At 68.1% G+C, this 20,750-nt stretch carries 18 protein-coding genes and 1 tRNA gene; 11 read left to right on the forward strand and 8 right to left on the reverse strand.

Annotation, left to right across the window (positions count from 1 at the left end):
* Positions 1–129: 129 nt before the first annotated feature.
* Both HNR25_RS11690 and HNR25_RS11695 read right to left on the reverse strand, forming a co-directional pair.
* Complete coding sequence (locus tag HNR25_RS11690; RefSeq protein WP_246464249.1) at positions 130–1,569, reverse strand: amidase; 1,440 nt, start codon at positions 1,567–1,569, stop codon at positions 130–132.
* 103 nt (positions 1,570–1,672) lie between these two features.
* Positions 1,673–2,680, reverse strand: coding sequence for a D-2-hydroxyacid dehydrogenase (locus HNR25_RS11695; protein WP_312862496.1), 1,008 nt, complete (start codon positions 2,678–2,680; stop codon positions 1,673–1,675).
* 582 nt (positions 2,681–3,262) lie between these two features.
* Here HNR25_RS11695 and HNR25_RS11700 point away from each other — a divergent pair.
* The 4 genes from HNR25_RS11700 (at position 3,263) to HNR25_RS11715 (ending at position 6,264) form a co-directional block, all read left to right on the forward strand.
* Positions 3,263–3,745 (forward strand): DUF3830 family protein, encoded by a 483-nt coding sequence (locus tag HNR25_RS11700; protein WP_221458549.1) that lies wholly within the window; start codon positions 3,263–3,265, stop codon positions 3,743–3,745.
* A gap of 75 nt (positions 3,746–3,820) precedes the next feature.
* A complete protein-coding gene (locus HNR25_RS11705) occupies positions 3,821–4,687 on the forward strand; it encodes a maleate cis-trans isomerase family protein (RefSeq protein ID WP_184634971.1) in 867 nt (288 codons plus the stop codon).
* Between the two features lie 44 nt (positions 4,688–4,731).
* Positions 4,732–5,475, forward strand: coding sequence for a maleate cis-trans isomerase family protein (locus HNR25_RS11710; protein ID WP_184634973.1), 744 nt, complete (start codon positions 4,732–4,734; stop codon positions 5,473–5,475).
* Positions 5,476–5,556: 81 nt separating this feature from the next.
* The gene (locus HNR25_RS11715; RefSeq protein ID WP_184634975.1) at positions 5,557–6,264 is read left to right on the forward strand and encodes a GntR family transcriptional regulator; all 708 of its coding nucleotides are present in this window, start codon (positions 5,557–5,559) and stop codon (positions 6,262–6,264) included.
* A 186-nt stretch (positions 6,265–6,450) separates the two neighbouring features.
* On the opposite strand, the gene HNR25_RS11720 is transcribed toward HNR25_RS11715, so the two are convergent.
* Positions 6,451–7,920, reverse strand: coding sequence for an NAD-dependent succinate-semialdehyde dehydrogenase (locus HNR25_RS11720; protein ID WP_184634977.1), 1,470 nt, complete (start codon positions 7,918–7,920; stop codon positions 6,451–6,453).
* Positions 7,921–8,169: 249 nt separating this feature from the next.
* Between HNR25_RS11720 and HNR25_RS11725 the strand changes: the two genes are divergently transcribed.
* Together HNR25_RS11725 and HNR25_RS11730 are read left to right on the forward strand one after the other, a co-directional pair.
* On the forward strand, positions 8,170–9,435 hold the full coding sequence (locus HNR25_RS11725; RefSeq protein ID WP_184634979.1) for an aspartate aminotransferase family protein: 1,266 nt from the start codon (positions 8,170–8,172) through the stop codon (positions 9,433–9,435).
* Positions 9,436–9,649: 214 nt separating this feature from the next.
* Positions 9,650–9,722 (forward strand) — tRNA-Arg (locus HNR25_RS11730).
* 119 nt (positions 9,723–9,841) lie between these two features.
* Here HNR25_RS11730 and HNR25_RS26495 read toward each other — a convergent pair.
* From HNR25_RS26495 to HNR25_RS11750, 4 genes are all read right to left on the reverse strand, one after another.
* A complete protein-coding gene (locus HNR25_RS26495) occupies positions 9,842–9,970 on the reverse strand; it encodes a hypothetical protein (protein WP_281387502.1) in 129 nt (42 codons plus the stop codon).
* A 25-nt stretch (positions 9,971–9,995) separates the two neighbouring features.
* Positions 9,996–11,147 (reverse strand): methyltransferase domain-containing protein, encoded by a 1,152-nt coding sequence (locus HNR25_RS11740; protein ID WP_246463618.1) that lies wholly within the window; start codon positions 11,145–11,147, stop codon positions 9,996–9,998.
* A 224-nt stretch (positions 11,148–11,371) separates the two neighbouring features.
* The gene (locus HNR25_RS11745; protein ID WP_246463620.1) at positions 11,372–11,671 is read right to left on the reverse strand and encodes a hypothetical protein; all 300 of its coding nucleotides are present in this window, start codon (positions 11,669–11,671) and stop codon (positions 11,372–11,374) included.
* Complete coding sequence (locus HNR25_RS11750) at positions 11,668–11,856, reverse strand: hypothetical protein (protein WP_184634981.1); 189 nt, start codon at positions 11,854–11,856, stop codon at positions 11,668–11,670. Before HNR25_RS11750 ends, HNR25_RS11745 begins: the two co-directional genes overlap by 4 nt.
* A gap of 355 nt (positions 11,857–12,211) precedes the next feature.
* Here HNR25_RS11750 and HNR25_RS11755 point away from each other — a divergent pair, with 355 nt between their 5' ends.
* Genes HNR25_RS11755 through HNR25_RS11765 form a run of 3 tightly spaced genes read left to right on the forward strand, consistent with a single transcriptional unit; the run spans position 12,212 to position 15,795 of the window.
* Positions 12,212–12,991 (forward strand): aminotransferase class IV family protein, encoded by a 780-nt coding sequence (locus HNR25_RS11755; protein WP_184634983.1) that lies wholly within the window; start codon positions 12,212–12,214, stop codon positions 12,989–12,991.
* Positions 12,992–13,017: 26 nt separating this feature from the next.
* On the forward strand, positions 13,018–14,001 hold the full coding sequence (locus HNR25_RS11760) for an SUMF1/EgtB/PvdO family nonheme iron enzyme (protein WP_184634992.1): 984 nt from the start codon (positions 13,018–13,020) through the stop codon (positions 13,999–14,001).
* A 54-nt stretch (positions 14,002–14,055) separates the two neighbouring features.
* The gene (locus tag HNR25_RS11765) at positions 14,056–15,795 is read left to right on the forward strand and encodes an ATP-dependent nuclease (protein WP_184634994.1); all 1,740 of its coding nucleotides are present in this window, start codon (positions 14,056–14,058) and stop codon (positions 15,793–15,795) included.
* A 1,277-nt stretch (positions 15,796–17,072) separates the two neighbouring features.
* On the opposite strand, the gene HNR25_RS11770 is transcribed toward HNR25_RS11765, so the two are convergent.
* Complete coding sequence (locus HNR25_RS11770; RefSeq protein ID WP_184634996.1) at positions 17,073–17,351, reverse strand: SbtR family transcriptional regulator; 279 nt, start codon at positions 17,349–17,351, stop codon at positions 17,073–17,075.
* A gap of 74 nt (positions 17,352–17,425) precedes the next feature.
* On the opposite strand from HNR25_RS11770, the gene HNR25_RS11775 reads away from it, so the two are divergent.
* Positions 17,426–18,334 carry an IS5 family transposase gene (locus tag HNR25_RS11775; RefSeq protein ID WP_184634998.1) on the forward strand — a complete coding sequence of 303 codons (909 nt, stop codon included), beginning with the start codon at positions 17,426–17,428 and terminating at the stop codon, positions 18,332–18,334.
* 923 nt (positions 18,335–19,257) lie between these two features.
* Entirely contained in the window at positions 19,258–20,712 is a 1,455-nt protein-coding gene (locus tag HNR25_RS11780; RefSeq protein WP_184635000.1) for an LCP family protein, read from the forward strand.
* The last annotated feature ends 38 nt before the right edge of the window (positions 20,713–20,750 follow it).

Genomic DNA, 20,750 nt, shown 5'->3' on the forward strand with positions numbered 1-20,750 from the left:
AAGCCACGAAACGTACGGGCCGAAGGTCCCGAACGCCTGCCGTCGGCCGGCGCCGCGCGGACGGAGGTCCCGGGTGGTGCGGCCCAGCGTGCTCCCCGGGATCTCCGCCCGCATCCGTGCATGCGCTCCTCAGGCGAGCCGGGGGGCGGGACGTGCGGTCTCGAAGGCGTGGCAGGCCGCCATGACGAGGGCGTCGCCGTGGCGCGGACCGACGACCTGCAGGCCCACCGGCAGGCCCGCCTCGGTGAAGCCGCAGGGAACGCTGGCGGCGGGCTGCTGGGTCATGTTGAAGGGGTAGGAGAAACCCGCCCAGCTCGTCCAGCGCCGCTCACCGGAACCGGGCGGGACCTCCAGTCCCGCGTCGAAAGCGGTGATGGGCATGGTCGGGGTCAGCAGCAGGTCGTACTCCCGGTGGAAGCGCCCCATCGTCTCGCCCATCGCCATCCGGGTGGCCATGGCGGTCAGGTAGTCCTGCGCGGAGTAGGTCTGCCCTTCCGCGACGATCTCCCGCAGTCCGGGGTCGAGCCGGTCGCGCTGGGCGTCGGTGAGGTGCTCGGTCGCCTTGGCGGCACCCGCGTACCACAGGATCTGGAAGTGCTCCCGCGACGGGGGGATCGGCGGGTCGGTCTCTTCGACGACCGCGCCCAGCTCCTCGAAGGCCCGGGCGGCCTCGGCGACGATGCGCGCCACCTCGGGGTCGACGGACAGGTGTCCCAGCGCCGGGCTGTAGGCGATGCGCAACCCGCGCGCCGGCATGTCCAGGGACTCGGTGAAGGAGTAGGAGGGAGACGGCAGCCGTCCCCAGTCGCGGGCGTCGGGGCCGGTGATGACGTCGAGCATGAGCGCGGCGTCGGCGACCGTGCGGGTCATCGGACCCGAGTGGGCGAGGCTGCCGAAGGCGCTGGCCGGGTAGTGCGGAACCAGCCCCCATGTGGGCTTGATCGCGAAGACGCCGGTGAAGGCGGCGGGGATGCGCACCGATCCGCCGCCGTCGGTACCGGTGGACAGCGGCCCCATGCCTGCCGCGACCGCGGCCGCGGCGCCGCCGCTGGAGCCGCCGGGGGTCTTGCTGAGGTCCCAGGGGTTGCGGGTGACGCCGTAGAGCGGGCTGTCGGTGACGCCCTTCCAGGCGATCTCGGGGGTGGTGGTTTTGCCGACGAACAGCGCGGCGTGCTCGCGCAGCCGCGCCACCACCGGGGAGTCCTCGGTCCAGGACTGCTCCGCGGCGACGTTGAGGGATCCGCGCAGGGTGGGCCAGCCGCGGGTGAGCATGATGTCCTTGATCGAGGCGGGCACCCCGTCGAGGCGGCCGGCGGGCTCGCCGCGGTTCCAGCGCTCCTCGGATTCGCGTGCGGCGGCGCGGACCCCGTCCGGGTCGACGAGGCAGAAGGCGTTGAGCGCGGGGTTGTCGCGCTCGACGCGCTCCAGTACGGCGTCGGCGGCGTCGACGGGGGAGAGGTCGCCGCGGGCGTAGGCGCCGAGCAACTCGGTGGCCGACATCCAGGCCGGGGAATCGGCGGGCGCGGAGGTGTCCGCGTCCTGCTGCTCCCGGGCGCCTCCCTGGTCCAGCCCCTCGAACTTGGTACTCACACTCGGTCCTTCCTGGTGTCGGCACGGGGTGGGCTCGGCGCGCGCCCCCGGCCTCAGGGCCGAGGGCGCGGGCGGGGCGGGGTCAGGGACCGGACACGTAGCCGCGGTGCTTGTCGACGACGTTGCGCAGTGCGGTCCCGTCGAGGTAGCGGTCCAGGTTGCCGGCGAACAGGTCGACCAGCTCGTCGCGCCAGCCGACGACGTCGCCGGACATGTGCGGGGAGACCAGGGCGCCGGGGGCGCTCCACAGCGGGGAGTCCTCGGGCAGCGGCTCGGTTCGGGCGACGTCCAGTGCCGCCGCGGCGAGTTCGCCGGCGTGCAGCGCGCGCACGAGCGCCTTCTCGTCGACCAGCTGGCCGCGGCCGACGTTGATCAGCCGGGCGGTGGGGCGCATGCGGGCGAGGAAGCCGGTGTCGGCGAGGTCGCGGGTGGCGCCGGTCAGCGGCGCGGCCAGCACCACGTAGTCGGCGCGCGGCAGCGCCCCGTCCAGGCCGGGGGCCGAGGTCTGCAGGGAGGCCTCGACCACGGTGCCGAAGTCGGAGTCCGCGGTGCGCGCGGTGCGGCCGGCCCCTTCGACGGTCATGCCCGCGGCGCGCAGCCGGCGGGCGATGGCGCGGCCGATGGGTCCGGTACCGACGACCAGGGCGTGCTTGCCGCCGACGCGTTCGGTCTCGCGGTGGCGCCATTCGCGGCGGCGCTGGTGGTCGAGTGTGGCCGCCAGGTCTTTCGCGAAGGCGATGACCAGGCCGAGGACGTATTCGGCGATGGGTTCGTCGAATACGCCGCGGGAGTTGGTGACGACGACGTCGCTGCCGACCAGGTCATCGAACATGAGGTTGTCGACGCCGGCGGTGGCGGCGTGCACCCAGCGCAGGCTGTCGGCCCCGGGCCAGGCGGCCTGCACCGCCTCGGAGAACAGGTCCCACACGAACAGCGCGTCGGCGCCGGGCAGGACGTCGTGCAACTGATCGGCGGTGGCGTAGCGGACGGCGGCCAGCCGCGGGTCGGCCTCGATGCGCTCCCTGCCGGGCGGGAGGTCGCCTCCGTGGAGGACGGCGAGGCGGGTCTGCGGCTGGTGTGCGGGTGTCACTGCGTGCGGCTCCGGGTTCACAGACGTGGGCGGCCGATGCTGTCCTGCTCTTCCTCCCCCGATCACTGCCGTCCGATAGCGAGGTACCGCGAAGCGGTAGAAACGCTAGACAGGGTTCGTAGGATTGTCAACAATGTTCGGGCGAGCCGCACCGCCCCCGGGGCGCGTCCCCGTCCGGTCGCCGCAGCCTCCGGGAGGACCCGCGCGGACGCCGCTCTCCTGAGCCCGCGCACGTTGCCGTTCCGGGCTTCGCACTCGTATGATTGTTGACAATCAGCACCGTTGATCCCGGTGCCACCCGTCTCCCCTGGCACCGGGAATCCAGGGGTTGAGCGTCGACAACCACACGCCTCGCGACACCGACACACCGGCAGCACCCCGCAGGCGGCTCCGGTCCAGCCCTACCGCCCGCCGGCACGACCGGTCCGGCATCGGCCGCGCCCCCTCCCCCGGGAGGCCCGGCGCCCCGACTCCGCGCCGACCGGCCCGGCCCCGCCCCGCCACCGCCCGGTACACGCACGACCCGCGGCGGAGCACGACGGTGCCCGGTTAGAAAGGCCCATTCCGCCGATGCCCCGCTATATGACCATCAGCCTGGAGAAGCGCGGCGTCTCCTGCGTGGCCGAACTCCTCGACGAGGACGCCCCCCGCACCTGCGACACGGTCTGGGAAGCGCTCCCCCAGGGCGGCGACGTCTACCACGCCAAGTACGCCCGCAACGAGGTCTACGCCATGGTCCCCCGGTTCGCCGCAGAGGAACCCGGCCAGGAGAACCCCACGGTCACGCCCATCCCCGGCGACGTCGTCTACTTCTCCTTCCCCGGCGGCATGCTCGACCGCCGGTTCAAAGAGGAGAAGGGGATCGACCACCTGCCCGGCGTCATCGACCTCGCCGTCTTCTACGGCCGCAACAACCTGCTGCTCAACGGCGACGTCGGCTGGGTGCCGGGAAACGTCTACGCCACCATCGTCGACGGTCTGGGCCCTATGGCCGAAGCCTGCAACGACGTCTGGCGCGCCGGCGCGATCGGCGAACGCCTCCTGTACCGGCGGTTGGACGAGTAGCTCCGCCGCACAGCGGGGCCGCGGCCCCGCACCCGACCAGAACCGCTGACCCGCAGAGAAGGAGGTGAGTGACCGATGCGGACCGATCGAACCGCCGGAGCACCGGTGAGCGGCGGCGACCGGGAAGAGCCGGCCCTCCACCCGGCCCCCGGCCCCGCTGAGGACGCACACGCGGCCCCGACCGACGTGGTGGAGATCTCCGCCCTGGCCGAGACCCCGTGGCAGTCCGGCGTGGGGATCGTGGCGCCCTACGACTTCGCGCTGGACCGCGAACTGTGGCGCTGGGCCCCCGACGACGTCTCGCTGTACGTCACGCGGCTGCCGTTCGTCCCGGTCCCGGTTACCGTGGACCAGGCCGCGGCGCTGAGCGACGGCGACGACGTCGCCCGCGCCACCCGCGACCTGCTGGCCCCCGAGCCGCTGGTGGTGGGCTACGCGTGCGCCTCGGGCAGTTTCGTCCACGGCGCCGAGGGCCGGCGCCGGCTGCACCAGAGCATCCTGGACGCCGGCGCACCCGCGGCGGTCACCACCTCCGGAGCGGCGATCCAGGCACTGGAAGCGCTGTCCGTGCGCCGCATCGCGGTCGTCACGCCCTACGTCGACAGCGTCACCGACCGGCTGCTGGAGTACCTGGCCGAGCACGGCGTGGAGACCGCCTCCAGCGTCGGCCTGGGCCTGCTGGGCCACATCTGGAGAACCACCTACGCCGAGGTCGTCCAGGCGGTGCGCGACGCCGACCGGCCCGACGCCGAAGCGGTGTTCATCAGCTGCACCAACGTGCTCACCTACGACATCATCGCGCCGCTGGAGCGCACGCTCGGCAAACCGGTGATCGCCGCCAACCAGGTCACCATGTGGGCCGCGCTGCAGGCGATGGGCCGCCGACCCGTCGCCCACGGACAGCACCTCGTCGACGCCACCGCGGAACGCACCGCCGCATGACGGCGGCGGACCCCCGAACCCCTCGAAAGGGGAGGTACACGCAGATGACCGGTGTCGGGTTCCTCTACCCCGGCTACAGCGCCGAGGACGACTACCCGGTGTTCGAGCGGAAGCTGGGCGGCGGCGTCCGGCTGCACGTCGTCCACACCCTCATGCGCGAGGACGCCCACCGGGTGGACGCCCTCCTGGACGTGGGCGGCTCCGACGTCCTGGGCGAGGGCGCGCGCGAGCTGCGTGACCTCGGGGTCGACGCCGCCGTGTGGGCCTGCACCAGCGGCAGCTTCGTCTTCGGCCCGGACGGCGCCCGCGCCCAGGCCGAGGCGGTCGGGCGGGAGGCGGGCGCACCGGCCTCCAGCACCTCGTTCGCGTTCGTCAACGCACTGCGGGCGCTGGGAATCGACCGGGTGGCGGTCGCCGCGAGCTACCCGGACGACGTCGCCGAACGCTTCGTGGAGTTCCTCGGCGCCGCCGGCATCGGGGTTGCGGCCTGGTCGGGGCGCGGGATCGCCACCGCGGCCGAGGTCGGCACCCTGCCCGGCGAGGACGTGCTCGACTGGGTGGCGGCGGGCGACGCCCCCGGCGCCGAGGCCGTCCTGGTGCCCGACACCGCGCTGCACAGCGCGGCCGTTCTGGACGCTTTGGAGGATCGGCTCGGCAAGACCGTGCTGACCGCCAACCAGGTCAGCGTGTGGGAGGGGCTGCGCCTTGCGGGTGCGGCCGCTCCCCGCGACGGGCTGGGCACACTGTTCCGTGCGGGCACCCCGGTGTCCGCACCGCCCCGGCGCTGACACCATGAGTGCCCGTTGCGGCGCCGCGGCGGACACCGCCGTCCACGGCACGTATAGGAGGACGAGAGGAGAACGGCTGCCATGAGCTCCAACGGCGGACTCGAACCCGTGCCGCGACGGTCCACCGCCGCGCTGATCGCCGACCAGCTCCGTTCGGCGATCATGTACGGCCACTTGGCGCCCGGCGACCAGCTGGGCGAGACCGACATCGCCGCTCGGCTCGGGGTCAGCCGCGGCCCCTTGCGCGAGGCGATGCAGCGGCTGGTCCAGGAAGGGCTGCTGCGCAGCGAGCGGCACCGCGGCCTGTTCGTCCGCGAGCTCGAAGCCGCGGACGTACGCGACATCTACGTAGCGCGTCTGGCGGTCGAGCGCGCCTCGTGCGAACTCGTCATGCGCGGCAACCGGGGCGAAGCGCTGGCCCGCCTGACGGCCTCGCTGGACCGGCTGGTCGAGGCCGCCGAGACCGGCGACCGCACCGAGATGAGCGACGCCGATCAGGCGTTCCACCAGACACTGGTGAGCTGCTCGGGCAATCGCCGACTGGAGCGCATGGCCCAGACCCTGCTGGTGGAGACCCGCATGTGCCTGACGGTGATGCAGGACGTCTACCCGCAAGCCTCCGAACTGGTCGACGAGCACCAGAAGCTGCTCGACGCCATAACCGACGGCGACGAGGCGCAGCTGCTCGCCCTCATCGAATCGCACATGCTCGACACCGTCGAACGCATCAACGGCACCGGACCCGCCGACCCCCCGGCGGTCGAGGACCCGTCGACCACCCGCAACTGACCCGCGCACGGGTCCGGGCGGCGGCGCGCGCCGGCCCGCGGTGCCCCTTCCCCGGGGGCGCCGCGGGCCGGTGCGCCCGGTTCGGCGACCGGCGCCGAGGACGCCCGTCCGCCCTCCCACGCACAGCGGACGGGCGCCCGGCCGCGCCGCTGCGGGGTGTGCGGCCGGAGCCGCCCCGCAGCGGAGTCAGACTCCGCCGACGCCGATGTACTTCGTTTCGAGGAACTCGTCGATGCCGACGCGGCCGCCCTCGCGCCCCAGCCCGGAGTGCTTGACACCGCCGAAGGGCGCTGCGGGGTTGGAGACCACACCCTGGTTCAGCCCGACCATACCGGTCTCCAGCTCCTCCGACACGCGCAGCGCGCGGTTGAGGTCGCGGGTGTAGACGTAGCTGACCAGACCGAACTCGGTGTCGTTGGCAGCGGTCAGCGCTTCGGCCTCCGTGTCGAACGCGATGATCGGAGCGACGGGGCCGAAGATCTCGGTCGAGGACAGGTCGCTGGACTGAGGCACGTCGGCGAGGACCGTGGGCCGGTAGAAGTAGCCGTCGCCGTCTCCGGCGGAGCCGCCGACGAGCACACGGGCGCCCCGGTCGACGGCGTCGTCGACCAGGCTCTGCACCTTTTCCCGCGCTTTGGCGTCGATCAGCGGGCCGACCTCCGAGCCCTCCTCGGTACCGCGGCCGAGCCGGAGCGCGCCCATGCGCTCGCTGAGTTTGCGGGCGAACTCGGCGGCGACGCCCGACTGCACGTACAGGCGGTTGGCGGCGGTGCACGCCTCGCCGATGTTGCGCATCTTGGCTTGCATGGCGCCGTCGACGGCGTCGTCGAGGTCGGCGTCGTCGAACACCAGGAAGGGGGCGTTGCCGCCCAGCTCCATGGAGGTGCGCAGCACCTGCTCGGAGCTCTGCTCCAGCAGTTTGCGGCCGACGGGGGTCGAGCCGGTGAAGGAGACCTTGCGGATGCGCCCGTCACGCAGCAGCGGCTCGGTGATGCCGCCGGCGTCGGAGCTGGGCACGACGCTGAGGACGCCGTCGGGCAGGCCGGCTTCGCGCAGGATGCCGGCGAGCGCGAGCGCGCACAGCGGGGTCTGCTGGGCGGGCTTGAGGATCATGGTGCAGCCGGCGGCGACGGCCGGGCCGATCTTGCGGGCCCCCATGGCCATGGGGAAGTTCCACGGCGTGATCAGCATGGAGGGCCCCACGGGCTGGCGCATGATCAGAAAGCGCGCCTGGCCGTTGGGCGCGACGGAGTAGCCGCCTTCGATGCGCACTGCCTCTTCGGAGAACCAGCGCAGGAAGTCGGCGGCGTAGGCGATCTCGCCCTTGGCTTCGGAGTAGGGCTTGCCCATCTCCAGGGTCATGAGCAGCGCGAGGTCGTCCTGGCGCTGCATGAGCAGGTCGTAGGCGCGGCGCAGGATCTCGCCCCGCTCGCGCGGCGCGTACTTCGCCCACGCGGGCTGGGTCGCGGCGGCGGTTTCGAGCGCGGCGAAACCGTCTTCGGTTCCGGCGTCGGCGACCTCGCAGAGCACGGACCCGGTGGAGGGGTCCTCGACCTTGAGCGTCGCGCCGCTCTCCGCGTCGCGCCACACGCCGCCGATGAAGAGCTGCTTGGGCACGCGCTCGACGACCTGCGTCTCCCGTTCGGCCAAGGTCATTGCGTACATCCCCTTCTGGGCTGGGTGGGTGACGGTGCGCTCGCCGGACACGCGAAAGGCCCCGGCGGTCGCCCCGCCGGACGCCTTCCCCGCAGTGCGCGCAGGCTAACCGCCGCCGTCGGTGTGTTCGTGCGAGCGGCGATGCCCGGACCCGCCCGGGGGGTGTGTGTACGGACCTGGACACCGCGTCATGTGGGATGATTCCATAGCTCTGTCGATTGTCAACAATCCTACGGAAGAGGTCTGAGCATGGCTGAGCAGTCGGCCGCGCTTTCCCCCCTGCTCAAGCAGGCCACGCCCGTCCATGCGGCGCGCGGAGAAGGCGTCTACATCTACGACGAGGACGACCGCCGCTATCTCGACTTCACCGCCGGAATCGGCGTCACCAGCACCGGCCACTGCCACCCCCGGGTCGTCGACGCCGCGCAGCGCCAGGTCGCCACCCTCGTGCACGGCCAGTACACCACGGTGATGCACCGGCCGCTGCTCCAGCTCACCGAACGGTTGGGAAGCGTGCTGCCCCAGGGCCTGGACCGGCTCTTCTACGTCAACTCCGGCAGCGAAGCCGTCGAGGCCGCGCTGCGGCTGGCGCGCCAGGCGACGGGGCGCCAGAACGCGATCGTCTTCCAGGGCGGCTTCCACGGACGCACGATGGCGGCCGCATCGCTGACCACCTCGGGCACCAAGATCCGCGCGGGCATCGGCCCGCTGATGCCCGGCGTGGTGGTCTCCCCGTTCCCCTACGCCTACCGGCTGCGCATGAGCGAGGAGGAAGCCACCGACTACGCGCTGCGCGAGCTGGACTACCAGCTGGCCACCGTCAGCTCCCCGCAGGACACCGCGGCGATCTTCGTCGAACCCGTGCTGGGCGAAGGCGGCTACGTCCCCGCTCCGGAGGCGTTCCTGCGCGGCCTGCGCGAGCGGGCCGACCGGCACGGCATCCTGCTCGTCGTCGACGAGGTCCAGACCGGCTTCGGGCGCACCGGAAGCTTCTGGGGCCACGACCCCTCCGGGATCCGCCCCGACATCCTCATCACCGCCAAGGGCTTGGCCAGCGGCTTCCCGCTGTCGGCGATCGCAGCGCCCGAATCGCTGATGGAGCAGGCCTGGCCCGGCTCGCAGGGCGGCACCTACGGCGGCAACGCGGTCGCGTGCGCGGCGGCACTGGCCACCCTGGACGTCATCGAGGACGAAGGGCTGGTCGCCAACGCCGCCGGGATGGGCACGCGCCTCCAGCAGGGCCTGTCCGGCGTCGCCGCCGACCACCCGGTCATCGGCGACGTGCGCGGCCGGGGGCTGATGATGGGCAACGAGTTCACCGGCCCCGACGGATCCCCGGACGCCGCCACCGCCGCCCGTGCCCACAAGGCCGCGGCGGACCAGGGGCTCCTGCTGCTCACCTGCGGCCCGCACGGCAACGTCGTCCGCATGATCCCGCCGCTCATCGTCACCGCCGACCAGATCGACGAGGCGGTCGACCTCTGGTCCCAGGCGATGAAGGAAGCCGCGGGCTGAGGGTTCCCCACCGGCGAATCCCCACCGCACACGGCTTACACTACCCACCCGGGTCGGCCCCCGCAGTCCTCGGTCGACGGGGGCCGACCTGGGATCTCGCTCACACACGGCGCTCCCCGGCGGATCATGCGGCAAAACCGCGCTTCCTCCCGTGGTAGAGTCATAAACGTCTTCCGCAGGGAACACCCCGGCGGGAGCCGCACAACCGAATCCGGCGCTCGTAGCTCAATGGATAGAGCATCTGACTACGGATCAGAAGGTTGGGGGTTCGAATCCTCCCGAGCGCGCAGAGCTGAGACAGCTAAGAGAAGGCCCGACCTGCACAGACAGGCCGGGCCTTCTTCTTTGTGCGGGGACGTGCGGGAGGCTCCTGAGGGGCCGCGTCGCACATTCATCGCACATGCTTCTACTCGGCGGTGCGAGCCGAGTCCCCCTCGTCGGCCGCAGCCGTCGCCTTGACCCGAGCGGCGTCCATCGCTTCGGCCACCTCGTCTAGGCGGTCCGGGAACAGGTGCCCGTACCGGTCGAGGGTCATGGTCGCAGGGCGGCTCCGCACAGGTTCAAGCGACGCCATCACCGCCGAGCGCGACCCGCCCCCTGTGCGTCCACGACGGACCGTGCGGGGTCCCCAGCCACACCCGGTGCGCCCCTGCTGCATCGACGCTGAGCCCGTAGTCGGTGACGCCCGGCCGGTCGTCACCGACCCATCGCCGGTGGGCCTCGATCAACTCGTCCCACAACCGTCGCGGCCCGCCCTGCTCAACGCGCCCATCACCGTGCAGCCGCGCCCACGACGGTCCGGTCGTCGCCGACAACCATACGTACTGGTCACCACCGGGCTCATAGACCCGGATCCCTCCCCGCCACCCGGGTACCGTCAACGCGAGCGCGGGACCGGTGTCCTCGTCGAGCACTACCTCGCGAGGGTCACCCTTGAAACGCGTTGCCACGTCAGGGGCGCCGTCGAGGTCGTGGGGTGCCCCACCCTGCCAGCGGTGAGCGCGCAGCATCATGAACGACGTGTGCCCGACGAACCTCCCTGCCGCCACGCCATCCTCGACCGTAAGCCGGGTAAGAAATCCACCGGGAAGCTCGGCAGACGGTTTCCACGGCGCCACGATCACCGCGCCCTCGGCCGCTTGGGCGATCCACGGGGATGGGATGCGCGTCACCGAGCACGTCGCTATGACCCGGTCGTAGGGGGCGCCTGGTGCGTATCCGTGCTGGCCGTCGCCGGTGACCACCGCCGCAAGGGCGTCCACAGTGTTCAGATTGGCACGGGCCCGGTCGGCTACCACGGGATCGACCTCGCTGGTGGTGACCGATCCGGACCCACCGACCAACTCGGTCAGTACCGCGGCGTTATAGCCGGTTCCCGTTCCAATCTCCAGCACCCGGTCTCCGGGACGCGCGTCCAACGCTTCCAACATCTCCGCCATGACCGCCGGCGAGGACGACGACGAGGACGGCCGCCCTATACCGCCGCTCCGACCATCGTCGACCTGAGTGACGATGGATTCGTCGGAGTACACGAGGTCGGCCCACTCCTGGGGGTTATCGGTTCGGTCCAAGGGCGGGCCGAGCGCAACGGGCCAGATGCGGTCGGGGATGAAGCGTGCTCGATCGACCGCGGCGAATGCGCGCCGGATGGCAGTCACTGCTTGCCGGTTCCCTTGCATCGGGGGCACGTCACCGCCTCCTTTGACTTCCATCGTTCACCTTGACGTCCATCGGTCTCTACGAAGACGACTCCGGTACCGCCGCAGGTGCTGCACTGTGCCATCACTGCTGCCCTTTCAGTGTTGACGGTAATTCGTGGGCCGAGCTCATCCGCATCAGGCCGGAGTTCGCAGAAGCAGGCGTGCGGCCCAATCCGGGGAGGGGATACCGGACCGCACGCCCCAACGCGTGGTCGGTGGGAAGGCCGTTATCAGGGCTACCGGCCGCGCGGGCTCGGCCTACGCACGGGGCGGGAAATCCTGCCAGTAGACGCCGTCGCCGACTTCGACGAGTTGGTCGGCGATCCAGGGCGCGGAGATCGGCCGCCGGCTCGTGCGGGCGGGTCTTCCATCTGCTGGACGAGTCGTTTGACGTCGGGTTCGATCAGCGTCGGTGCGTGGTCGGCGTCGCGGTCGAGGGCCGTCGCGATCCACAGGTGTTCGGTGCGGCGGATGGACCACCGTTCGCCGTAGCGCGAACGCAGCAGCGCGAGCAAGGCGTCGTTCGGGGCGTTCATGCGAGCGCCCCCGTACCGGCCAGGGCGACGGCGGCCGCGCGGCGGCGTTCCTCGCGGCGGACCCGTTCGGCCGATTCGCGTTCGCGCATGCGCCGCTCGTGAGCGAGCACGTAGGGCCGGACGTAGGAGGGCCGAGCGTACCGAGGGCGGCTGTCGGACGGAGAAAGCGGCGTTAGCCTTGTCATCGTTCCACCTGTCTTAGTCAGGTTGGGACCACGCCCCCGGAGTGTTCGCCGCACTCGCGGGGGTCACTTGTAGGAGCTACGCGGCGGCAGCCATGCCGATACCGGCGCAGGGGACGATGCGCACCACGGCCGAGGTGCCGGACGCGGGACCGACCACGACGAGCCGACGGGGACGCACGGTCGTACGCCCTCGTCCGCGGCAGGAACGGCACTGGTAAACACGTCGCGTGTCACTCATGGATCAAGCATCCAGGGGAGTCGGGGACCTTTCCCATGTCCCGACGCTGCCTCAGTGCTGAACTTTCACTGCACTTAGACCCTGTGCTCGCGGCAAAGCCGCTGCCAAACTGTGGCTATGGCACAACTCAACGGGGCGCCGGCCACTCTCAGCGAGCTACAGACACTCGCGCTGGTCAACTACGGGCACTTCACGTCCATGCGCGTGGACGACCAGCACGTTCGGGGACTTTCACACCATCTGGACCGACTCGTCAAGGACTGCCGGAAGGTGTTCGGTGCCGAACTTGACCGCGAGCGTGTGCAGCGCTTCGTTCGGGAGGCTGTAGCGGACGAGGGCGGCCCGTTCGTCGTTCGGGTCACCATCTTCGACCCCGCGTTGGAAATGGGGCACCCCGGGAGCGACGCTGAACCGCACGTGCTCGTGACCACTAGACCGGCCGCAGCACTCCCGCCATCACCGATGCGCGCCCAGAGCGCCGTCTACACCCGCGATATGCCGTTGGTGAAGCACATCGGATTGTTCGGTCAGCTCCGCCACCGCCGCACCGCGCAGCGCAGTGGATTCGATGACGCGGTGTTCACCGACTCATCCGGATTCGTCTCCGAAGGCGCGACCTGGAACATAGCTTTCTTCGACGGCGAAAACGTCGTGTGGCCCGATGCGGAAGTTCTTCCCGGCGTCACGATGCGGCTACTCCAGCAGGTACACGAGCAGACGATCACCGCGCCCGTGAACCTGACGAACCTCGACGGCATACAAGCGGCATTCGCCACCAACACGAGCGTCGGCGTCCGCCCGGTGACCGCTATCGACGGGACCGAGTTCCCGAGCGATCACCCTGTATTCACCGAATTGCGCAAGGAATACGAGGAGATCCCCCCGGAACGACTCTGACCGATCCCTTACCCCCTGGAGGATCGATGGCCACCCCGACCATCAAGATATGGTCCGGCCGTGAGGTCCGCGCACTTCGCGAGGCAAAGAGGATGAGCATTCGCGCATTTGCGGGCCACCTCGGCGTGAGCGAACGCATGGTGTCGAAGTGGGAGAAACACGGCGAGGAGATTCACCCTCGTCCGGTGAATCAGCAAGCCTTGGACACCTCGCTAGCGGCATCCGGTGCAGACGTTGCAGCTCGATTCGAAAACTTGATAGGCCCGCTCGACGCCAAGCCCCAGACCGACGCGGAGCCCAAGGAACCGGCCCGCGCGGACTCCGCTCCCCTGCCGGTGAACGAGCCCCATCAAGTGCGGCACCCGGTAGACGGAAAGCTCATGGCCTTGGTGGAGGCCGGTGTCTACCTCGCAGGTGATAACAACGAGCCGGTGTTCCTACCTTCGTTCTATATCGACGTCTTCCCGACGACCAATGCCGATTACTCGCGATTCATCGCCGCAACGGATCATCCGACACCGCAGCACTGGGACGACGGAAAACCGCCGGCCGAATCGAACGACCATCCCGTCGTGTTCGTCACATGGAAGGACGCGGCGGCATACGCGAGCTGGTCGGCGAAGGCCTTACCCACGGCTCAGCAGTGGGAGAAGGCCGCACGCGGCGCCCGAGGCGACGTCTACCCATGGGGCAGCCAGCGCACCCCCGCCAAGTGCAACGTCAGGGAGAGCGGACTCCGCGCCACGACGCCCGTCAACCGCTACCACAGCGGCGTCAGCCCCTACGGCATCTACGACATGTGCGGCAACACCTGGGAATGGTGCTCCACGGAGTCCGAGCCGGACCGCTACGAACTCAAGGGAAGCGCTTTTACAAGTCCATTTTTCCGAGCCACGCCTTCAGCGTTTAATGATGCTACCGTAACCATGAAGGATGACGATACGGGCTTCAGATGCACGACACCGGAAGAGACGATGAAGGAACTTCTGCGGCGAACAAAAAGCTCGTAGTTCAAGACCCAATTTACAGGTAAGCCGCAACTGACTTGCGCAGGACATGATCAGATGATCAACAATATTCGATTTCGCAACTTCAGGGCATTTGAAACTTTCTCAGTAACCTTGAGAAAGAAAAACTGCCTAGTTGGAGTCAACAGCGCAGGGAAGAGTACCGTACTCACTTCCCTTCGGTTAGCCGACGCATGCCTAAGATCCGCTCGCACTAGGACCGCGTCTCAATACCCGCGGGGAGACATCCAGGTCTACGGAAGCCCAATTCCCGTTCGAGATTTTGAAACCTTAAACGAAAGCGTCCGCCACAATTTCTTGAATAATGATACAAACTTTGAAGTAAGGTGGTCTTCCGGTGCAATATTCCGGGCAGCGTGGCCTCCTCAGAAAGAAGATTCTCAAGCACGACAGGAACCTTTTTTCTGCCTATACGACTCAAACGGCACCAATGTGCGGTCGTTTAAGAAATTCGTCGACTCGCATGACACGATAGGGATAGTTCCGACACTTTCCCCGATTGAACACGAAGAGGGTATTCTAAGTGAAAAATACGTAAGGGCAAACCACTCTTCGAGACTTAGCAGTCGCCACTTCAGGAATCAACTTTATCAACTTGTAAACAATGGAAAATGGGAGGGATTTGTAGAGTTCTGCACACCGTGGATCCCAGAGCTTGAGCTAAGAGAACCGGTGCTCAACTATTCGGGATCCGATGTCACCATTGATGTCTATTACCGTGAACAGGGCAGTAGGTTTGAGAAAGAATTAGTGTGGGCTGGGGATGGTATCCAAATATGGCTCCAGATCCTTTTGCATGTATACAGAAATTTCGAGTCTTCTACCCTGGTTTTCGATGAGCCCGAAGTGTTTCTCCATGCAGATCTTCAAAGACGACTTGTCAGGTTAATAGATAACTTGAGCAGCCAAGTCCTGTTGGCAAGTCACTCAAGTGAGATCCTTGCTGAGACGGACACTCGCGCCATAATTTGGATTGACAAAAACCAAAAGAAGGGCATTCGTACACCCACAGACGACGTTCTCTCCGACTTGACGGCATCGCTAGGAACAGCCTACAACCTCAGCTTAGCACGAGCTCTACGCGCGCAAGCAGTCCTCTTTGTCGAAGGCAATGATTCGCGCATTCTACGAATTCTATCCCGGAAGATGCAACACGTAAACCTTGAACGAGAAACATCGTTGGCTGTAATTCCAATGGGCGGCTATTCAAATTGGCCTAACACTGAGCATTTCAAATGGCTTATCGATGATTTTCTTCAGCGTTCCATTAAAAGTATGATTCTATTGGATCGCGACTACAGAACAGATGACCAAGTATCCAGTACTTCGGAACAGCTAAATCAAATATTTGACAGTGTTCATATCTGGCACTGCAAAGAGATCGAGAATTACCTCATTATCCCTGAGGTCATCTCGAGAGTTTCAGGGGCAGACTTTGACGACATACGTGAATATATAGACTCAGAATCAGAAGGCATGAAATCCCGAGTTTTCGCTCGGATGTTGGAGCAAAAGACATTAAATGAGAAATCCGCATCGAACCACGCGGTGTCCATCTCAGAAGAATTTCATAGATCATTCCCACATGCCTGGAGTGATCCTACGTACCGTGTATCCGTTTGCCCTCCCAAGGATCTATTGTCAGGAATCAACAAACACCTTCAGAGCAACCGGAAAAAGACGGTATCCTTTGAAAAAATTGCTCACAATATTCGAGCGAAAGAAATTCCGCTTGAGATGCGAAACGTACTCCAGCAGATTGAAGATCTTTCTTAGTGTTCTTGGAATATCCACTCCGACCACGCCATTTTCCGCGATCTGCCGAATTGAGCCGTATGAGATCAAGGCGACGGCGCTCCGCGCCGTCGCGCCCGGCTTGCCGTCCGCCGCTCGGGCTGCGGGCTGCCGCCCGGTCCCGAGCGGCGGACGGCCGCTGCATGGCGTGGGGTTAGCGGCGTGGAGACCGACGGTCCCACTCCGCCAAAGCCTTCACAACAGCGGGGATGTCGGGACGCTCGGCCCGTTTAAGGGCCACAAGGCTCACCACAAGTCGCACTGACAGGCGAAGCATTTGGAGTACCACCACAGCAACTAGAACATGCGTCAGGTGGTGCGATCCACTATCGACGGCGGCCCAGAGGAATCCAGACATGACGGACTGCACCTTTCGCAAGGATGCAGTCCCGAGATCAAATTTGGCGACGCTTGCGCCAGGCGCACCGGGATCTACATAGCAAGCCGTTGGGGCTCACCGAAGCTGTCGGATCTAAGAAGTAGCGTCTCGCGAGTGTAGCGCACCTTCCCCTCGCTGCCTCGCCCGCGCTTCCTGGGCATAGGCGCCGGAACCTCCAGGGGTCACTGGCGTTCTGGTCCCGAGGCACTCGATCGCGCGACTCTGCCTGTCTCGGGTGCCGGCACCGGCGCGACCGAGCGCCTCAGACCGTGGCCGTGGTTGCTCGCGGCTGGGGTTGCTGGGGCGGCGGCACCGTCGGCGGTCAGCTCGACGCCGACTATGGTCGGCCTATCGGGTAACCGCCCATGTCGACGTTGCATACTGCCGAATGAGCACCGACCGTCGCGTACCGAAAGCGCTGGTGAGCCCCAGGCTGGCCGCCTGCCCGCATCGCACATTCATCGCACATGGCGTCAGGACGCGGCCGGAAGCGCCGGGAACCGGCGAGCACTCCCCGCCCACGTCAGCACGCCTCCCGCCGCTCCCCCGCTGCTCACACACCTCAGCCGTTACAACAGAAGGTTGGGGGTTCGAATCCTCTCGAGCGCACTCCAGGTCACAGACCCGAGCGAAGGCCCTGAGCAGGGAGAACCCGGCTCAGGGCCTTCGTCGTGGTGTACGCCTGCATACGGCCGGAGCCGGCCGGCTACCGCTGTCTGTGTCGAATCCCGTCCGCGCCCAGACCACCCGCCGGCTTCAGGCCCCAGCGGGCACGGGTACTACGCGCCGCTTACGCCGACCCGCGCGGGTGAGCACACCCGGCGTGCTCAGCTCGTGGACTCGCGGCGCTCATCCGCCGCAGCCGCCTCACGGTCGCCGGCTACGCAGCGCCAGTTCGACGAACCGTCGCGGCGCTTCCGCCTCCTGTCCGGGGGGAGTTGGCGATGACCCCGGCATTCTCCTTGAGGATCAGCAGCACATCATGGACAGTCACGTCATCTCGCAGGGCGCCGTCGGCTTGTGCGTGTGTCATCAACAGCGCGAGGGCGTCGAGGATCGGTTGGCGGACCGACGGCTCGGATGGGGCGGACAGGATCTGCGCGATGGATCCGGCTAGGCCCTGTTTAAGAAGCCCTGGTTGATCGGGCTTGCCCGGCATGTCGGGACTGCGCACAAGCGAGGTCTCCGGTAAATGGAGCAACGACCAAGCAGCCCATCTACACGGAGACCTCGGTGGCCAGGGTACCGATCGGAGGACGTAAAGACCTGACCGACAAGCAGTGGCGGGCCCTGAAACCGCTGCTGCCCCCGCGACCCGCAGGCGGGAGGCCGCCGACATGGACGCGGCGCCAACTGCTGGACGGCATCCGCTGGCGCACCCGCGCCGGTGTGCCCTGGCGCGACGTGCCCGAACGCTACGGCCATTGGCAGTCGGTCTACCATCTGCTGCGGAGCTGGCAGCGCGCCGGGATCTGGGCGCTGATCGCGGCCAAGCTGCGGGCCTGGACCGATGCCGCCGGGCTCATCGGCTGGACGGTCGCGGTCGACTCCACCACCTGCCGTGCCCACCCCCACGCCGCCGGGGCGCGCCGCCGTCCCGGCCGCCAGGCCGAGCCGCCCGGCGACGAACCCGGCGACCACGCGCTGGGGCGTTCGCGCGGCGGGTTCTCCACCAAGCTCCACCTGGCCGGAGAGCAGCACCGCAAACCGCTGTCGGTGGTATTGACGGCGGGCCAGCGCGGTGACAGCCCGCAGTTCGCGCGGGTTCTGGAGCGCATCCGTGTGGCCCGCTCCGGGCCGGGGCGCCCGCGTATTCGGCCCGAGCGGGTGTTGGCCGACAAGGCCTACTCCTCGCGGGCCAACCGGGCCTACCTGCGGCGGCGCAAGATCCCGGCGACCATCGCCGAGCCCCGCGACCAGCGGTGCCATCGCAAGGCGAAGGGGTCGGCGGGCGGCCGGCCGCCGAGGGTGGACCGACAGGCGTATAAGCAGCGCCACGTGGTGGAGTGCGGGATCGGGCGGCTCAAGCAGTTCCGTGCTGTGGCCACCCGCTTCGACAAGCTCGCCCTGCGCTACGAGGCCACGATCCAGGTCGCCGTGATCGACATCTGGCTGCGCGACCTCGCAGCGACACCTTCTTAAACAGGGCCTAGGCCGGGACTCGCCGCTCGAAGTCGGCCTCGATCCGCCTCCGAGCGAAAGAGAGGCAGGCGATGAGCACGATGGTCAGCGGATGGCTGTATATCGCCGCAGGAGTCACGTGGGCAGTAGCCGCGGCCCTGCACTACGTCGGTGGATCGCTTGCGCCCGGTGTGCTGATGACCTTCGCGGCCCTGATGTTCCTCGCCGGAGGGGCGGTGTGGCTGGTGCGCTACTCCCGTGACCGGAGACAGCGGTCCGACCACGCCTCCCCTCCGCCGAGGGGCATGCGGAATGCGGATGAGCCCCGGACATACGGTCGATTCCGGTATCGGTGACGAATGCGGCCCGCGCTCGCACCGGGACCGGCGATTCTTCCAGCTTCACGAAGGCGACGCCGGGCAAGTCGGGGTCGATCAGGTGCGCATTGCCGCCGCGATCCCTGCCCCTGACCCGTGCACCATGCCGGACCGGCTCACCTCGTCCGGACGCGGGACGGTCGTGTCGGGGAACAGGTTGCGCAGGTGGGGTGTACCGCCTGAGCAGGAACGGGAGTGTGCGGTGCGCGGAAGGCCGGATTCCGTTGTCGGATTCGTCCTGCAACACACGGGTTCCATATCGATGCTTGCTTCGGTAGCATTCCAGCCGTTTCGCCCTCATCTCGACGCGGCGGATCCCTCTGGCGCCGTACCGCTGATCCGTGTTTCGGCCCGCCCGCTCCGGTCGGCGACCGGAGCCGATCTGTGTGACCGGTCGCGGAGCCCGGTGTGGAGCGGCGTGCGATCTGCCGGGCTGATGCTCCCCGTCCGAAACGAAAGATCCCCGTGCCCCGAAAGCGCGACACACCACGCGTCGCCGACGGCGCTCGGCGCCGCTCCGAGAAGGCGCCGCGACGGGCGCCCGCGGATGGAGCGGCACCGCGGCGCATGTCCACCGGCGGCTGGGTCGCCTGCGTGCTGACCGCCCTGCTCATCGCGGGCAGCCTGAGCGCCTATTCGGCCTACTACAGCATCACGGGCAACATCGACACCGCCCAGGTGGACACCGACGGATGGGACCGGCCCACAGACATCGAGGGCATCCACAACATCCTGATCATGGGCGCGGACGTGCGAACCGGCGAGAACGCCGAATACGGAAAGGTCGCGGGCATCCGCCCCGACGTGACCGCCGTCGCCAGCTTCAACGCCGACAACGGCGCGGTCACACTGGTCAATCTGCCGCGCGACCTGATGGTCGACATCCCCCGGTGCGATCCCGCAGGAGAGGACTTCCCCGGTACCCCCGGCCGCTTCGACCAGATCAACCACGCCATGGCCTACGGCGGCGCGTCCTGCCAGTGGAAGACGGTCGAGGAACTGACCGGCGTCCATCTGGACCATTTCACGCTCGTGGATTTCGTCGGTTTCAAGGACATCGTGAACACGATCGGCGGCGTGCCGATGTGCATCCCGGAGCCCATCGACGACCCCAAGGCCAAGCTGCACCTGGAGGCCGGCGAACAGGTCCTCGACGGCGAGCAGGCTCTGGGACTGGCGCGTAGCCGAGACAGCACGGAGTTCGGCAGCGACCTGGGCCGGATCGACAACCAGCAGCGGATGATGGGCTCCATCGTGCGCACGGTGACCGGTGGGGACACCCTGTCCCGTCCCACGACCGTGTACGACTTCCTCGGCGCCGTCACCGACTCGCTGAGGACCGACGACGAGTTCACGGTCGAGGCGATGGCCGATCTCGCGATCGCGATGCGGGATGTGGACCTGGACCGGATCTCCTTCGTGACTCCGCCCGTCGTGGAGTATCCGCAGAACGAGAACAAGGTCGTCCTGAAGGAGCGGCCGGCCTCCGAGCTGTTCGAGGCCGTCGCGGCGGGCGAGGTCCTGCCCGGGGAAGCGGAGGAGGAGAAGGAGGACGGCTCCGACGACGACGGCGGCGATGGCGGGTCCGGAGAGGGCGACGGCGGCGTCGACCCGGCGGATGTGTCGGTGAGCGTGCTGAACAATACGGCGCGATCGGGTCTGGGGGCCGAGACCGGCGACGCGCTGGGCGCGCTGGGCTTCACCGTGGCCGACGTCGGCAACCCGGTCGCGCGCTTCCCGGAGGCGACCACCGTCTACCACGGTCCGGGCCGGAAACCCCGGGCCGAGGCGCTTTCCGCGGTCCTCGGGGCGGCGGCGACGGAGGAGGTCGCGGGCATGAGCGGCGGTGTCGAACTCGTCATCGCCGACGACTGGGCGGGCGTCGAGGGCGGTGGCGCAGCCGGCGAGGGCTCGTCGGCCTCTGCAGAAAGCGCGGGGGACGAGGAACAGGACACCTCGGTCGCCGAGGAGCTGGGCGGCACGACGGCCGCCACCGACGAGAAGGCCCGCACCTGCGATTGACGCTGTGGCGGGGCGGGCGGCCCCATGCGTCGCGGGTG

This window comes from Streptomonospora salina, assembly GCF_014204715.1.
Lineage (GTDB): Bacteria > Actinomycetota > Actinomycetes > Streptosporangiales > Streptosporangiaceae > Streptomonospora > Streptomonospora salina.

Coding starts and splice junctions, on each gene's coding strand:
- HNR25_RS11700 (WP_221458549.1), top strand. CDS start 3,263: ATGACCATCAGCCTGGAGAAGCGCGGCGTCTCCTGCGTGGCCGAACTC.
- HNR25_RS11705 (WP_184634971.1), top strand. CDS start 3,821: ATGCGGACCGATCGAACCGCCGGAGCACCGGTGAGCGGCGGCGACCGG.
- HNR25_RS11710 (WP_184634973.1), top strand. CDS start 4,732: ATGACCGGTGTCGGGTTCCTCTACCCCGGCTACAGCGCCGAGGACGAC.
- HNR25_RS11715 (WP_184634975.1), top strand. CDS start 5,557: ATGAGCTCCAACGGCGGACTCGAACCCGTGCCGCGACGGTCCACCGCC.
- HNR25_RS11720 (WP_184634977.1), bottom strand. CDS start 7,920: ATGACCTTGGCCGAACGGGAGACGCAGGTCGTCGAGCGCGTGCCCAAG.
- HNR25_RS11725 (WP_184634979.1), top strand. CDS start 8,170: ATGGCTGAGCAGTCGGCCGCGCTTTCCCCCCTGCTCAAGCAGGCCACG.
- HNR25_RS26495 (WP_281387502.1), bottom strand. CDS start 9,970: ATGACCCTCGACCGGTACGGGCACCTGTTCCCGGACCGCCTAGACGAG.
- HNR25_RS11740 (WP_246463618.1), bottom strand. CDS start 11,147: ATGGAAGTCAAAGGAGGCGGTGACGTGCCCCCGATGCAAGGGAACCGG.
- HNR25_RS11745 (WP_246463620.1), bottom strand. CDS start 11,671: ATGAACGCCCCGAACGACGCCTTGCTCGCGCTGCTGCGTTCGCGCTAC.
- HNR25_RS11750 (WP_184634981.1), bottom strand. CDS start 11,856: ATGACAAGGCTAACGCCGCTTTCTCCGTCCGACAGCCGCCCTCGGTAC.
- HNR25_RS11755 (WP_184634983.1), top strand. CDS start 12,212: ATGGCACAACTCAACGGGGCGCCGGCCACTCTCAGCGAGCTACAGACA.
- HNR25_RS11760 (WP_184634992.1), top strand. CDS start 13,018: ATGGCCACCCCGACCATCAAGATATGGTCCGGCCGTGAGGTCCGCGCA.
- HNR25_RS11765 (WP_184634994.1), top strand. CDS start 14,056: ATGATCAACAATATTCGATTTCGCAACTTCAGGGCATTTGAAACTTTC.
- HNR25_RS11770 (WP_184634996.1), bottom strand. CDS start 17,351: ATGCCGGGCAAGCCCGATCAACCAGGGCTTCTTAAACAGGGCCTAGCC.
- HNR25_RS11780 (WP_184635000.1), top strand. CDS start 19,258: ATGTCCACCGGCGGCTGGGTCGCCTGCGTGCTGACCGCCCTGCTCATC.